14 protein-coding genes and 2 tRNA genes are annotated in these 14,781 nt (G+C 45.8%); 7 read left to right on the top strand and 9 right to left on the bottom strand.

From position 1 onward, the window contains the following. The first annotated feature begins 112 nt into the window (after nt 1-112). Nucleotides 113-1,351: a hypothetical protein gene (locus tag RQP50_RS05190; protein ID WP_315743715.1), complete on the top strand. Its 1,239-nt coding sequence runs from the start codon at nt 113-115 to the stop codon at nt 1,349-1,351. Between the two features lie 65 nt (nt 1,352-1,416). Here RQP50_RS05190 and RQP50_RS05185 read toward each other — a convergent pair whose 3' ends face one another. After that, nucleotides 1,417-1,731, bottom strand: coding sequence for a YqzE family protein (locus RQP50_RS05185; RefSeq protein ID WP_072729685.1), 315 nt, complete (start codon nt 1,729-1,731; stop codon nt 1,417-1,419). Between the two features lie 174 nt (nt 1,732-1,905). Here RQP50_RS05185 and RQP50_RS05180 point away from each other — a divergent pair, with 174 nt between their 5' ends. Further along, on the top strand, nt 1,906-2,715 hold the full coding sequence (locus RQP50_RS05180) for an N-acetylmuramoyl-L-alanine amidase (RefSeq protein ID WP_072729686.1): 810 nt from the start codon (nt 1,906-1,908) through the stop codon (nt 2,713-2,715). A 317-nt stretch (nt 2,716-3,032) separates the two neighbouring features. On the opposite strand, the gene RQP50_RS05175 is transcribed toward RQP50_RS05180, so the two are convergent. Then, nucleotides 3,033-3,440, bottom strand: coding sequence for a hypothetical protein (locus RQP50_RS05175; RefSeq protein WP_021253184.1), 408 nt, complete (start codon nt 3,438-3,440; stop codon nt 3,033-3,035). 735 nt (nt 3,441-4,175) lie between these two features. Between RQP50_RS05175 and RQP50_RS05170 the strand changes: the two genes are divergently transcribed. Further along, on the top strand, nt 4,176-4,412 hold the full coding sequence (locus RQP50_RS05170) for a DUF6953 family protein (protein ID WP_065293771.1): 237 nt from the start codon (nt 4,176-4,178) through the stop codon (nt 4,410-4,412). Nucleotides 4,413-4,474: 62 nt separating this feature from the next. Here RQP50_RS05170 and RQP50_RS05165 read toward each other — a convergent pair whose 3' ends face one another. Together RQP50_RS05165 and RQP50_RS05160 are read right to left on the bottom strand one after the other, a co-directional pair. Then, nucleotides 4,475-5,506 (bottom strand): hypothetical protein, encoded by a 1,032-nt coding sequence (locus RQP50_RS05165; protein WP_315743711.1) that lies wholly within the window; start codon nt 5,504-5,506, stop codon nt 4,475-4,477. Between the two features lie 751 nt (nt 5,507-6,257). Beyond that, nucleotides 6,258-7,706, bottom strand: a complete 1,449-nt coding sequence (locus RQP50_RS05160; RefSeq protein WP_315743709.1) for an amidase — start codon at nt 7,704-7,706, stop codon at nt 6,258-6,260. A gap of 153 nt (nt 7,707-7,859) precedes the next feature. On the opposite strand from RQP50_RS05160, the gene RQP50_RS05155 reads away from it, so the two are divergent. Both RQP50_RS05155 and RQP50_RS29435 read left to right on the top strand, forming a co-directional pair. After that, nucleotides 7,860-9,128, top strand: coding sequence for a MerR family transcriptional regulator (locus RQP50_RS05155; protein ID WP_315743707.1), 1,269 nt, complete (start codon nt 7,860-7,862; stop codon nt 9,126-9,128). A gap of 368 nt (nt 9,129-9,496) precedes the next feature. Beyond that, entirely contained in the window at nt 9,497-10,360 is an 864-nt protein-coding gene (locus RQP50_RS29435; protein ID WP_268626306.1) for an EamA family transporter, read from the top strand. A gap of 317 nt (nt 10,361-10,677) precedes the next feature. Here the strand turns inward: RQP50_RS29435 and RQP50_RS05145 are convergent. The 4 genes from RQP50_RS05145 to RQP50_RS05130 all read right to left on the bottom strand — a co-directional run bounded on the left by RQP50_RS05145 (nt 10,678) and on the right by RQP50_RS05130 (nt 11,916). Further along, nucleotides 10,678-10,764, bottom strand: a tRNA-Leu gene (locus RQP50_RS05145). A gap of 260 nt (nt 10,765-11,024) precedes the next feature. Then, nucleotides 11,025-11,111, bottom strand: a tRNA-Leu gene (locus tag RQP50_RS05140). 183 nt (nt 11,112-11,294) lie between these two features. Beyond that, nucleotides 11,295-11,510 (bottom strand): hypothetical protein, encoded by a 216-nt coding sequence (locus tag RQP50_RS05135; protein ID WP_072729734.1) that lies wholly within the window; start codon nt 11,508-11,510, stop codon nt 11,295-11,297. Between the two features lie 79 nt (nt 11,511-11,589). Then, entirely contained in the window at nt 11,590-11,916 is a 327-nt protein-coding gene (locus RQP50_RS05130; RefSeq protein ID WP_072729735.1) for a hypothetical protein, read from the bottom strand. Between the two features lie 259 nt (nt 11,917-12,175). Between RQP50_RS05130 and RQP50_RS05125 the strand changes: the two genes are divergently transcribed. Further along, entirely contained in the window at nt 12,176-12,823 is a 648-nt protein-coding gene (locus RQP50_RS05125) for a DNA uptake lipoprotein (RefSeq protein WP_072729736.1), read from the top strand. Between the two features lie 41 nt (nt 12,824-12,864). On the opposite strand, the gene RQP50_RS05120 is transcribed toward RQP50_RS05125, so the two are convergent. Continuing rightward, entirely contained in the window at nt 12,865-13,479 is a 615-nt protein-coding gene (locus tag RQP50_RS05120) for a DedA family protein (protein ID WP_174810535.1), read from the bottom strand. Nucleotides 13,480-13,602: 123 nt separating this feature from the next. On the opposite strand from RQP50_RS05120, the gene RQP50_RS05115 reads away from it, so the two are divergent. After that, nucleotides 13,603-14,736 (top strand): YkvI family membrane protein, encoded by a 1,134-nt coding sequence (locus tag RQP50_RS05115; RefSeq protein WP_227774713.1) that lies wholly within the window; start codon nt 13,603-13,605, stop codon nt 14,734-14,736. Nucleotides 14,737-14,781 lie beyond the last annotated feature (45 nt).

The raw sequence follows: 14,781 nt of genomic DNA, 5'->3' as shown, positions 1-14,781 counted from the left end.
ACCTGAACAATGGAACGACACCATTTTTAGAGCTTGTCCTTTACAATTAAGGAAATCAACTAACAGCAACCGATACAGGAAGCCTGTAACAACGGAAATTAGAGGTGATTCGATGAATAATGAACCTTGGTGGACGAAATTGGCTTATATCGCCGCATCCGCTGCACTGACTTCCCTTGTAGCTGGCAGTGTTACTGTCGGCATTCTGTTTGCATCAAGCGAAGCCAAGCCACTATCGGGCAGAACCAATGAGAACTTGGTAAGCGAAGCTTATGCTCCGCTCTCCTTTCAACAATCCTTATTTAGTGAACATTCGATCATCTTGACGTCTACTTCTGCTTCGTCTACCTATCACACCTTCCAGTCTGCACCCGCATCTTTGACCCCGCTTTCAGGGGGTGGAGAGAACAAACAGATTGATGAAGCAATTATCCACTATCAGCAGCAGCTCGCCAAGAAAGCCCCATTCCAGCAATGGGAGCATGCAGATACAGAATGCTTCCCTCTTGGCCCTGGCATGCATGGGTGGTTCATCCGCGTTATGGACAAACAAAAGCAAATTGGATATATGATTCTACAAGCAGATGCCGATGGTCGAATACGACTGTCGGAATATGGGCTTGGCGAACAGCAGCCCTTCGATGAATCAACCTTACAGGATGCATTGTTAGATCGACAGCAGCAGCTTGTAGAGGAACATAATAAGGAAGTTCAGGTAACGAGCATTTACCCGTACCAGCTAGCCCCGCTGCTTACCGTATGGCGAGTGGAATGGCACAACGGGAACGTTGATTGGCTTGATGCGCAAAGTGGAGAATGGCTCCCGCTGCCGAAGCAGTATGCACCAGCGCCAACAAAGCGAGATGCAAATGATAGCCCGACCTTGTTGAGTCAGCCCTCAGCGAGTCAATCTAAACGCATGGACAGCAAGGAACGATTGCTTTCGATACAATTGCTATCCTCTCATGCCGCCGCCTCCTCGCAGAGCTACAGCGAGGTTGCCTCTTCAAGCAGTTTGATTGCACCATTCGATCCCTATGAGAATGTGAACTGGATGACTAAGCTATCTATAAATAGCTCCAAGGAGCTTCCTCTTACTTTTCGTGATCAAAATTGGGTTTATATACAGCGCATAAGTGGTGGGGCTGTTAATCAACCTTTTTCGTATATCGGGATTCAGAGATGGATGCTTGGAGGAGGAAATAGAGATGATGGTCAGAGCAATTCAAGCGATTTGGCAAAGACAAGAGACAATGTGTATGTAATTGTCTCTTCTCCTGACATGAAATCCATGCGTTGGCTCCCCTCCTCAGATGCACTGCAAGCGGGGGCATTTATTCCACAGTCATAAAAATATGTTCATAGCTTGATCCTTGCAAAGAGGCACGACCTTCAAAGGCGTGCCCCTTTTTTTGCCTAAGGTTGAGAAGGCGTCCCAGATCCTGATGATGGAGTGTTAGAGGCTGTTTTGACTTGTTTGCGCAGTAGTCGGAGCACATTTAGTTCTCTGGCCCGCTTGAGCAGAGGCTTGCTTGCACTCCCCCATTGGCCAGCCCACATTTTGACTCCGAATGGCACCATTCCGAACCACTTCGTTTGCCATGATTCCTTTGCACGATTTTTCCGCTCCATTTGACGCTCCCGACGCGCTTCAACCGGCGTATCCATATAGGTGACAACGCGTTGTGTAATGTATTTAATCAAGTCTTCTCCTTTTCCTGCTTTAGCCATAACGGTTCTCAATCCTCTCGTCGTTATCTCTTGGCTGCCTCGCCCCGTCATTCTTAGGATACCCAGATCTACGGCGCACCAACCCAAATTGGCAGGAATGAGGTTGTGCTTCGCTGTACACGATAAAGATGGAGTGATTATGTTGACCATGTGACAGAAAGAAGGGATTGCTTCATGCTACATCAACCGTCATGTGCATCGCGATTGCGCCGAATGGTCGCTGGCATTATAGCTATTGCCATCGGGTGTACCGCTAATATTGGGGTCGGACATGCTGGACGTGCTGCCACCACAAATGAGACAGCCGTATATCAGGAGTTAGCCGTGGACGCAATCCCCGAACCTTTTGCAGCATCTGTTCCACCCAATACAGAACCAATTGGATCCCTTCCGAGTCTTCCATTCTCTAAGCTGGTCTTAATTGATGCAGGACATGGGGGAATTGATGGAGGAACAACTCACGGCAATATCTTGGAGAAGGACATTAATTTAGCTATCGCTCAGAAGTTGTATCTTATGCTGAAATCGAGGGGCATTCCGGTCATTGTCAACCGAACCGGTGATTATGCGCTTAGCGATGATAACCGATGGTCGGCCACCCGCTCTAGACATCGCAAGGATCTTGCACAGCGTCGGCAGCTAAGTCAAGAACTCCCCGTATCCGTATTCATCAGCATTCATGTCAATTGGAACAAAAACAAAGCTGCACGCGGCCCGATTGTGCTGCATCAGAAGGAAGGGCGAAGCCGAATGCTCGCTTGGTTTATACAACAATCATTGAATCCAATCTTTGCATCGCATAAGCAGCCAGAGCTCGGCCCTACTTATTATTTGCTCAAGCGGGTGGAGCAGCCAGCAGTGATTGTTGAGGCCGGGTTTATTAGCAATGATCGGGATCGCAAGCTGCTGACAGAACCACGAACTCAGACGCTCATTGCATCACGCATCTGTGATGCAGTTATGTTCTATCAATCCATGTTCTAATTGGGAAGAGCGCTCTCTTCATCTGTTCAAGCAAGGGGGCGCATTCCAGCGTCATATTACAATTAGGCTGTGCTTTGGGTTTCTTTAGGCATAAGGAGAGGAGCTTCGGGGGTTGCTTTTATAAGTTAATTGATTAAAGCAAGTGGAAATAAATAAACCTCTTAAGTTTTATCCTTAAGAGGCTGTTAACGTTCCATACTTTCCAAAAACATATGCTCACCCAATCGTTTAAAATGAGATGCAATATGAGATGCTAAAGCGGACGAGAACTGTCCGTGAGATGACAGTTTATAAAATCCTGATCGCATCCTATACACTTACGCTGTGCGCTGTTGTACAAAATTCATAATCACATAGCCTTCAACAATACGATACTGAATCGCTCCGTACTTCTCCATCAACTGCAATGCCGCAGTAAGAGCATCAATCGCTTCGGAAATGACACCAGGTTCAATGCCTCGTTGATTGTGCATGTAACGGGTATTCAATGCATCGCGATGTACAGCATCAAGCTTCGAGCACGCAGCATGGAAGATCATTTCTTGTTCCTTCGCACGTGTGATGGCATGACGCAACTTGTCTTGTTCACGACGCGCACCAACCATGTTCATCTTCATATCTTGTACATAAGACATGCGATAAGTCAATCTACGCTCGTTCAATGCACGGCTTGCACGGTAGTCACCCATGTGATTCAACCAATTGTTTACTAGTATTGTATTCATTTGTATTCCTCCAACTTCTTAAGAAAAAACCTCCTAGCTCTATTTTCAATGAGTCAGGTTTCTTAAATTCTCTTTCTTTAACATGATTAAACATTTCACAACATGTTCAAACATCATCCCAGCATAGAATGATCAATCCTCAAAAACATTTCACAACTAAAATAGCCAATAAAAATAAAGCAAAAAAACAACTTCACTACAATTACAGTTCCAAGCTTAAAAAAGGGACAAAACAACAGTGAGTAACGAACCAATGGACAGACAGGTGGTTGGCGAAATGGACGGTGAAATGACGGTTGAGGGAGTATGTTGCGCTATTGAATAGTTATTATACACTCATTCCTCCACCATGTCAATACCATTTTTCAAAAGTCAGATCATTTACGCCTCTTACTCCTTTATCATAATCGAAATTCCTCTACATACAAGTTAAATAATTGTATACAAGTTCTCAATCGTAGTCGCAAACCGCTCACCTTAGCATAAGATAATGGGAAAAGGATATGATTATTTAAGAAGTAGATTCTACTCAACTGTGTGCTCCATTTATGTTTATCACAGTAAAGCAACTATGCACTCAAGCATATAAGCGTTAAATGACAAAAGATCTTCACATTTACATAGCAGGATTGGGTAGGATCTTGTAGTAATATAAAGATACGGGATCAGACTTTAGGACGGAGAAGCCCAAAACTGTCAGCCGTGAATATAGGAATTATGAAGGGAGCAAGTAAAATGAACGAACAACACGTTGCACTGTGGTTGTACAACAAGATTAAAAGAGATATCGTCGTAAACTTGGCTGATGCAGTTCAAAGCATTGAAGAAACATTCGGCAAGCGTTTCACTTTTGCCTTTGACAACGGGATGAAAGCAGTCAACAAAACAGTTGCTATGGAATTTGGAAAATTGAACAAGGATGGAAAGATCGAATGGAATCCTTCAGAATATAAATGGGTTTTTAAAATGTAAATAGCATCTATAGAAAATGACGAGCCGCTGGCCATTAAGCCAAGCGGCTCTTTTGTATTACATCATTCCGACGACATTCCGATTCTCGACAATAGAACCTCCGCTTGGGCATATCCAGCAGGCATACTGAGATATATGCCATAATCATAGTAGGAAGCATCATAGCTTTGAACCGATTTTGTCGTTCCATCAGCCTTCATTCCCTTAACACCCAAGATATGCGCGTTCCTCTTGTTCCAGGTTGAATTCGGATAAAATACGTCAGCTGCTTGATTTTGATTTAAACTAACGGTTATGGCTTGAGTTAGCGGGACATCATATCCGTGGACTTTTGCGTTCCCGCTGCTCGTTATTTGCACAAGATATTCCCAATTTTCGATCTGAGCAGATTTCCCTCCTGGCAATTTCATCACGACCACTTCCGCTTTGTCCATGTTCGCCTTGTTGGAATCCGGGTTGAACGAGCCATCAGCCTTATCATTGTAGTGGATTGGTGCTGCCAAGCCATAGAAGAGGCCGCTCTGTTCCCCAATATCTTTGTTCCACAGCCCATGTTGAACATTCCAGCACATTCCGTTATAGGCAAACACATAATCTTGAATAGGACGCTGCGGGACTAAGCTTCCACCGCTGAATTTACCCAGTGAAAGCCTACTGAGCGGGGATATGCCTGAGCCGTCAATTTCAATGCCTGATCCTCCGATCGTCACTCCCCCATATGAGTCACACATAAACAGATTGTTCCATCCCAACATGATTCCGAACTCACGCCAGCTTCCATCCGGTTGCAGAGCCCCGATATCTTCACCGGTTTGGTTACGTGCAGGATCCCCTACACTGTATGCCTTTTTCCCGTTAGCCTTCCATAAATTCATTCCCTGATTGTCTAAATCTCCGATGTTCTCTTCACCCGGATACGTGCCGCAAGCCTGCATTTGCCAACCGAAGCTAAAATTGTCGACATTGATCCGCTTGAATCGCTTGGCGGTCTCATCGTAGCGTGCGTTAATAAGCAGCCACAACTCATGTACTTCGACTCCGTTGCGTATCGTATGGATCGTGGCTGTATTAAAAAATGGATCCTGCAATCGCATCCCCTCCTAAACCATAGTATCGATTGAGGTGGCCGATTGTTACGGATGCTTATTATTGAATACCCTTGCTTGTCTTGCATTCGATTAAAAGGATACATGTGGAAGATGTCGAAATTATATTGAAGATAGATCGGCTGGAAAGAATCGAGAGGATGCTTACTGCGCCAAGTATAACAACTGCAACAACTCAATCTAATATCGTAAAAACCAATCACAACTTAAAAATTAAACCGTAGCAGCATAACAACGAAGCGGGTTAGGATAGCAAAAACAAGCCTTGTATTGAACGGGTTTAACATTTTATGTTAAGCAGAAAGGCCAGGCTAGGAAAATTAGTTTTTCCCTAGCCTTTTCTAATACATTAACGCTTATCTTACTTATTTGGGGCTGTCTTTCCTTGCCCCCCACTTGGATCATTTGGCTGATCAACATACCGAGGGGGCGTTTTGTAACACCTCGTGCTATTCCAGACTATGCAAGCCCTACCGATTCTCTTCCTCAATTATTGATGAGTTTGAGTCGTTTGCCCCGCCATTTTCATTAAGTTCTCAGAGTACACATTCTCTATTTCATAGGAATCATTTGCATATACTTCTGCTTATCTATCCACATCTGCTTTATTCCGCATATGCTCTCCTTTTTGTGATTTTCCATCCCTATCATAAGGAACCTAAAAATAACCTACATGCTATCGCTATCTTTTTACTAAGTCGACCTGGGTTTCTGTTCGTCTGATCAGAAAATGAATCGCTTATTGGCTGCTAGCTGCATGAATGACGGGACGCTTATGATTCCATGGTCGGGCGGCTTCCAATTGGGCGGAGAGCCGCAGCAGTGTAGCTTCGTCGGCGAATCGCCCAGCAAATTGCATCCCGATCGGCAGGCCGTCCGCGCTCCAACCGAGCGGAAGTGATACAGCAGGCTGGCCTGTCGTATTAAAGAGACTAGTGAACGGAGCACGGGTGAATACTTGTTCTGTCCAGCTTCTTAGATCGATATCCGGATTGTTGGCATTCAGCTCGCCCAACGGAAAAGGCACAGACGCAATCGTTGGGGAAAGCAGCACGTCGTACTGTTCAAAGAAACGACCGACGGATCGAGACGCTTGCGCACTGATATCGAGGGCATTAAGCAGATCATGGGCGGTTAAGGTAGCGCCGTATTGGTAAGCTTTCAGTATCGTTGCTTCCAGATTATGTTCCGAGGGCTTCCTATTCAACGCCTTCGCAAGCCGCTCAATTCCATGATACGTGTTGGCCGCCCATATGTGCATCGTCGCTACAAACAATGCTTCATAATCCACTTCTGGCAATACCTCCACTAATTCATGCCCGAGTTCCTCACATAAGCCGACGGTCTCATGCAAGACACGCAAGCATTCCGCATCAACGGGGGTGCCTGAAAACGGCTTGCCCGTCCAGGCTATCCGCAGTCTCCCCGGCTCCTCATCAAGTTCTGCTGAGAAGGGACGGCTCGGCCGCTCGGCCCAAGCATAAGCCCCCGGGTCTGGCCCCGCAACCGCATCCAGCAGTGCAGCCGTATCACGCACCGTCTTGGTCACGGCAAATTGTATACCGAGTCCGCTCAGTACTTCTCCGTTGTCAGGACCGTTGGGTGTTCGTCCACGCGTCGGCTTCAAGCCGACCAGACCGCTGCAAGCCGCAGGAATGCGGATAGAGCCGCCACCGTCATTGGCATGTGCAATAGGCACAATACCTGCCGCGACCGCCGCAGCAGAGCCGCCGCTTGAGCCGCCTGGACTCCTATCCGGATTCCAAGGGTTTCTCGTCGGCCCATACAGAACCGGTTCCGTTGTTACATTGAAGCCAAATTCGGGCGCTGTGGTGGATCCGAGTGTTACCAGACCTGCCTGTCGGAACCGCCTCATCATCTCGGAGTCGTACGGGTAAATCATTCCTTCCCCCAGTCGGCTCCCGCTATTTAGAGGCACTCCAGCCGCATGCAAAGTTGAATCCTTGACCAAGAATGGAATTCCAGTAAACGGGCCATTCGGCAAAGCAGACTTGCTTTCTTTTTCTGCAAGCTCCTGCATCGAGACGGCCATCACATTTAGTTGCGGATTCACCAGCCGGATAGCTTCGCAAGCTAATGCCGTCAGTTCCTGTGGCGTAACTTCGCCGCGCTTGACCAGCTCAGCAAGCCCCAGGCCGTCATAACTCGCATATTCGGATAACTTCATTGCACTCACCTCTTTCTTCGTTATACGCTTATCTTAAGAGATGGAGCGTACTTGAGATCAAGCCTGCAATACATCTCATTTTCCAAAAAAATCTGGAGTGCCCCCGCAATTTTAGTTTATTATTAGATTAAGGAAAATATGGGAGGTGCTTACATGAAGATTGGGGCATTCGCCAAGCGTTTTGACGTGTCCGTAGATACGGTACGCTACTACATTGAAATCGAGCTGCTGCTTCCGGATAAAAAAGCAAGCGCCCAATATGAATTTACTCCTTCATGCGTTGAGGATATGGCCTTTATCAGTGAAATGAAGCAGTTTCATTTTACACTTCAGGAAATCCGCCAAATGCTTTTGAGGAAGCGAATCTCTGATTTTACCGTCTTCGAAGACATTCGCTGGCATTATCTACGTATGATGAACGAAAAGAAACAGCGGCTAATGAAGGATAAAGAGCAACTGGAAAACGCTCTTCATCAGCTTGAAAATAAATTAATCACTTTACAGGACGAGCCTAGGACTGAAGCAGAGACCGGAGTGCCTTACTCCTTTTTGCCCCTGCTTTACTGCCCCTCCTGCCGCATTCCACTGCAAATACGAAACGCCTTCCTTCAGGGAAAATATATGCTTAGCGCACAATTATACTGCTCCTGCTCTTATCGGGCTGAAATCAAGGATGGCATTCTGCTTACCTCGGATAAAGAAAACGCTCGTTCCGCATATACCTATGGCTATGAACACGAGCGTTTTCAATTGCTTTCATCTGCTTTTATCAACCTGACGGAAAAGGGCAACCAGTGGTTGGCCGACCGACTTAGAAGCGAACATGCCAAGCATCAGCTGATTGTGGAAGCCAACGCTGATGTGTACACGGTTCTACCTAGATACATCTCATCTCTCCCACCGGAGACGATGTACATCTTTTGCGGTACGTCGAGCGAACTGCTGATCAGGCTTAAAGAGAAGCTTTCACAGAACCATACCGATTTGCAGGCGCTTTATATCGAGAGCAGTGATTGGCAGTTTCCTCTAGCTCCCGTTACCGTTGATTTGATCGTCGACAGCTTTTCGTTCAACGACTTTTCGTTGCACAATCGGATCTTCCCGCTTCTCCCGATGCTGCCTTATCTCAAGCCGGGCGCCCGTGTGCTGGGGCACTATTTGTATTATCAGCCCCCCGCCGCTTCACTTGCGCGAATTTGTCATCTGTTTCCGCAAGCTCATGAGCGAACCTATCATCCAGATTATTTGGATGAAAACTTCTCCCGTGTCGGCATGAAATTAACAGAGCGCGAACTGCTTGGTTACACAAAGGAACCAGGAAACTATCTACGCTATCATGTCCATAACGAAAAGCTTCATCTGTTGGCTTACTTGGCTGAGCATCGTGACAGCGGTGATCGTCCAAATCTTTTTGTGCAGTGATGCGGATGACGGATTCCTAACCTCTTTCCAATTCCCTGTTCTTCCACTATAATGATAATCATTATCAATGATAGATAGAATCAATAAAACTACCATCCCTGAAATCTGGGATTTAATATACGGAAAACGGAGAAGTTAGAGGCTTGAGGAGAACAAATACATATGAGTATCCAGCCGCAGAGAGCTCATCTGGCATTTGTTATCAAGATTCAGCATCTCATGACTGGGAAATCGTGAGAGTATCGATAGGCTAGCTGAAGAAATATAGTAAAATGAAGGATATGCTATCTTCCCTAAACGGGGATGATCATAAGCTCCCTGTTACCTGGGTTGCATGGCGTTTTACATAGAGTTTGGAGGATACCTACATGTGGATGATTTATGCTTTTGGTGCGGCGCTATTTGCAGGTTTAACTTCTATTCTTGCTAAAATCGGAATTCAGCGTACGGATTCCAATCTAGCTACCGCCCTTAGAACCGGAATTGTTGTCATTTTTGCGTGGGCTATCGTGTTTGCAGGGAACTTACAAACGAACCTGTTCGACATCAGCTCGAAGTCTCTCTTCTATCTCGTATTATCAGGACTGACGACCGGCGCTTCTTGGATCTTCTATTTCAGAGCGCTGCAGCTAGGCAATGTAAATGTCGTCGTTCCCATTGATAAATCAAGCACGATTATGACAATGCTTTTTGCAATTATCTTACTTGGGGAGCCAGTTACCTTACTGAAAATCATCAGTATGGCGCTGATTGGAATCGGAACGTACATGATGATACAAAGAAAACAAGATGCTGGACAATCCTCTGACAAAAGCGGGAAATGGGTTTGGTATGCCGTACTATCCGCTCTTTTTGCAGCAATCACAGCAATCCTAGGCAAAGTCGGCATTGAAGATGTTGATTCCAATCTAGGCACCGCCATCCGAACAATCGTTGTACTGATCATGGCGTGGTTGATTGTATTCGCAACTAAGAAACAGGGCGGCATCAAAGAAATCGACAAAAAGAGCTGGATTTTCCTTACCTTATCGGGTTTGGCCACCGGCATGTCCTGGCTGCTCTACTTCAAAGCACTGCAAGAAGGGCCCGCAAGTATCGTAGTCCCTATCGATAAATTAAGCATACTCGTGACGATTATCTTCGCTTACATTGTGTTTAAGGAAAAATTGTCTATGAAAGCTTTTGTCGGTCTCCTTCTGCTTGTTGGCGGAACCTTTATGCTTCTGTTATAACTACCACTTTCTGCGCACATGGTTGATTTGAATAATGGTAAGATGATTCATAAGTTCAAGACTCCGGCTGTTTTATCCTGGAGTCTTGAACTTATATCTAACTAGATATTGGATGACTGTTGACCTTGTACTAACGATCTCACTCGGATAGCCAAGATCGTGACTTCACCTATAATGGGGACACAAAAAAGGCCCGTAAATCATCATGCATCCGATTTACGAGCCTGTTCAAAGCTGCTATGATAAAACATCTTATCGAAGAATTACAGACAAATAAAAAAATCCTTAATGACGTAAGGATTCTGCTAATTAGAGTATGGTGCGGTCAAGAGGACTCGAACCTCCACGATATTGCTACCACTAGAACCTGAATCTAGCGCGTCTGCCAATTCCGCCATGACCGCATATAAGATATTGCGTTTGAAACCGATAATAATTCGGAATCAGTAATCATTACTATACACGGTTGGAACCATTGTGTCAAGCACCGTCATAGCAAAATTTAACGATTGTAATTAACACATACAATCTGATGGAAAATTGATGATTATTAAAGGGTGAAACGTAAAAACACCCCGCTGCCGAAAATCATCGACGACGGGGTTATTAGATCATGTAAATATAAAAAAAACCTCATAAGCATGAGGATTCATTGATGAAAGTATGGTGCGGTCGAGAGGACTCGAACCTCCACGATATTGCTACCACTAGAACCTGAATCTAGCGCGTCTGCCAATTCCGCCACGACCGCATATTTAATTACTTCCGATTGAGTCGCTAAGTTGTTTTCCTGGCGACAAGGAATATAATATCACGTCATTATAGGATCGTCAACACTTTTATAAACTTTTTGCAAGGATATCTTCTTATTTCTGCTGCAAGGCAGCTGGCAGGTTTCCCTCCCCGCTGCCTTGCAGTATTCCAGTTTATCCGATCAAGTCTCAGGGACTGTTCTTGGCTCATCTGCAGGTTGAATCATATAGCTGCGACTCAGCTTCACAACACGCCGATTCCGCTTGCGAATCATGACATACTCATCATCCCATGCAACCACGAATCCTCGAACATCATTCATCTCCAGTATGTCCCTAATGACTCTGACAAATGTTCCTTCCACTCGATAACGATCAAGCTCCGCTTCCTCCATCATCGTGTACTTCACACCTCCGCTATGTACAACATGCAAGGCCTGCCATCATAGCAGGCCTCGCACATACGCATGCTTCATCTCAATAGCCCACATGTTCCTTCGTATCGTTCGTTTCAAACCAATAGTCCAATACCTTGGCAGACATGACACGCTTGTTAATATACGCAACTTGTTGCGCGGTAAATTTCCCTGTCCAGCCCACCTGCAGCTGATCGCACAGCTTTACGATCGTCAGCAATTCTGACCAAGCGACATACCTTTTGTACCAGAAAAATTGAGGGTGTTCGATCATATACGGGTACAAATCATCGAATTCCGTGTGTTTGCATGCTAGTGCCCGTTCAAAATGGTTTTTAGCCTCCGTCACTTTTTCTTCCAAAAAGCGAGCCGTTCGTTCATCCACCATCTGCGTTGCCCCCTCTCACCATCTTATCTTTTATTATATGTCAAAGTGGTGAATGGAGAAAAGCAGACAATTCTTTTCATCAACTGAAACTAAATGGAGCTTTGAAGCGTCTAACTATATAAGAGGGTTATTTTTGCTTATTTTTTATTATTTACTGTTGATAACTAGTTCATAACGTCCAAATTGGCAATTGATTCAAATTCCGTATATAGGGTAATATGTTCTAGGCCCGTCGCGAGGCGGTAGAGGAGGATTTACGATGTGGCGATCTACTCGGCAACGCAGTATAACCATTGTACTGGCCGCAGTCATGATGACGTGGCTGCTTCAAGGATGCACCTCACAGGAGCACAGCATCCCCCCAATTGAAACGGATACACCTTATTCGCACCAGAAAGATTCTCAGGTGAAGCCAGATGAACGCAAGCCTGTAGGGAAACAAAACGAGAAAACCGAAATTGCATCACCAAAGAGCCAATCCTCTCATAACGGTGATTCTACATATACGGATCAAGCTTTTGATCGTGCACACCCTCAATTGAAAGGCATTGTGCTCGCTTCGAACAATGCCGCAGTTAAGGAGCTATGGGGAGAACCTGAGGAGCATTATGTCATGGATGATACCGATCCAATTGACGTGTATCAATACGAAGGCTTCTCTTACGGATGCAAGCAGGATGGGCGAATCATATTTGTTGAAGTATCTGGCGAGGATACCTCGACAGGAATCCAGGGCTTAACAATTGGAGACAGTGAAGCTACCGCCTCTAAGGTGCTCGGACGTCCAGATCATGATACAGATTATGTGTGGAGCTATGAATTAAAGAACTGCTTGTTGAGACTTGATCTGGATCCGACGACAAACAAGATCCAAGCAGTTAAGCTATTTTCCAACGAACGCGTATAATGGACTCTATAATAAATAAAACGCCTTGATTCCACGTGGAGTCAAGGCGTTTTATTGGTTCGCATCCGATAACGAATAATAAAGTATGTGATAGTGCCTCCTACCGCAAGCACTACAAGACCACCAAACAGAATCGGGTTCCCCTTCGAGTGAAGCCATCGCACCGCATCACGCCAATGATTTCCCACAATATGTCCAATCGTTAGAAATGTAGCCACCCACAATAATGCACCTGATCCAGCCGCAAAAAGATAAGTTGTCCATTTCATTCTGGACATCCCCGCCAAATAACAAGTCAAATGACGAAGTCCCGGCACGAAATAGCCGAACACAATACTCCAACTTCCATATTTCTGAAACCAGCGCTCTGTTCGTTCAACTCGCTTCGGCGTCAACTTCAACTTCTTCCCGTACCGATCCAGCAAGGGCTTCCCCACCCGACGACCGACTATATAACTGATGAACATCCCGGTCATACTCCCCGCAAGACAGACAGCGAAGGCAGGTGCGTATTGAAATGGGCCATTTACAGTCAAGCTGCCTACAAAGACCATCAGCGTCTCATCCGGTACAGGGATGCCGATGATGCCTAGCGCAAGCAACATAAATAAAGCTATGTATCCATAATTGGACAGCGCCCACATGACTGTCTGCACCGTAAGCCCCCCTCCCGTAATTCGATATCTATTTTATCATAACCATGCAGTCATGTCCGAACCTACTTGCTCATATTTTATAGTAATGCGTACAAGCCTGGCTGGCAAGGAGGCGTCTTAACGTTGAGAAAAGCAGTGTTAGTTATGCAAATTGCATTCACGTATATTGGAACCGTCGTGGGGGCAGGGTTTGCGACCGGACAGGAAATATTGCAATTTTTCACAGCTTATGGGTGGTGGGCTCCCTTTACCATCGCATTGTCGACAGTGCTGTTCATCTGGCTGGGCACGAAGCTGATGCTCCTGTCTCATGACATCAAGGCTCGATCCTATGAGGACATTAATCGCATGCTGTTCGGAGATCGGATTGGCGGAGCAGTCAGTCTATTCACGATGGTCATTATTATTTGCGTCAATAGTGTAATGCTGGCAGGAGCAGGATCCGTGTTCGTGGAGTATTTGCATTTGAATTACCAGATTGGTCTGCTGCTTACATTGGTTAGTTCCTATTGGTTCGTCAGCCGGGGCATGGGCGCCATCTTGAAGCTGAACTCCATCGTCGCACCTACAATGCTTACGTTTACCTTGTTCATCATCATTCATACCATCCAAATGCCAAATGCTGCTCAAGCGCTAACGCTGAGCACAGACAAGGCCTTCTATGCAGCATGGAGTGCGCCGCTCTTGTATGGCGCCTTTAATTTAGCAATGGCGCAAGCAGTTCTCGTCCCGCTTGGAGCTTCGATGCCGAACAAAAGAGTGATTCAACTTGGGGGCATTATCGGAGGCTTACTAATTGGATTAATGCTGCTTTCCGGACATTTTGCGTTGGCTGTGTACATGCCCGGTATTACGCAATTCGATATTCCCATGGGCCATATTGCATCCGGACTTGGCGTATTCATTCAATTGATTTATGTCATGCTTATTTTTTCCGAGATCTTTACAACCTACGTTGCCGATGTGTATGGGATTACCCTGCAGATGCATCAACGTACAGGAATTCATCCGAAGCTCCTTATTATCATGATCATGCTATTTTGCTTTCTGTTCAGTCAATTCGGCTTCAAGCCGCTGGTATCTCACTTGTATCCAATATTTGGAGTGTTCAGCCTTGCATGGATATACCTGCTAATTCGTTCATCTGGACAGCGTCCGACTCATACTCATCGTCCGCCGACCGACGCTCCATTTCCTGCAGCGCTGCCATTGCAGCCTGCACGTCAGAAGCATCCAACTTCTCCGCCTGAGAGCTAACAACAGTGAACCTTATATCTAGGTGCAAATAAGGCGCAGTCCCTC

The organism is Paenibacillus suaedae (assembly GCF_032337355.1).
Classification (GTDB): domain Bacteria; phylum Bacillota; class Bacilli; order Paenibacillales; family Paenibacillaceae; genus Paenibacillus_B; species Paenibacillus_B suaedae.
This window is presented reverse-complemented; position numbering and strand designations above follow the sequence as displayed.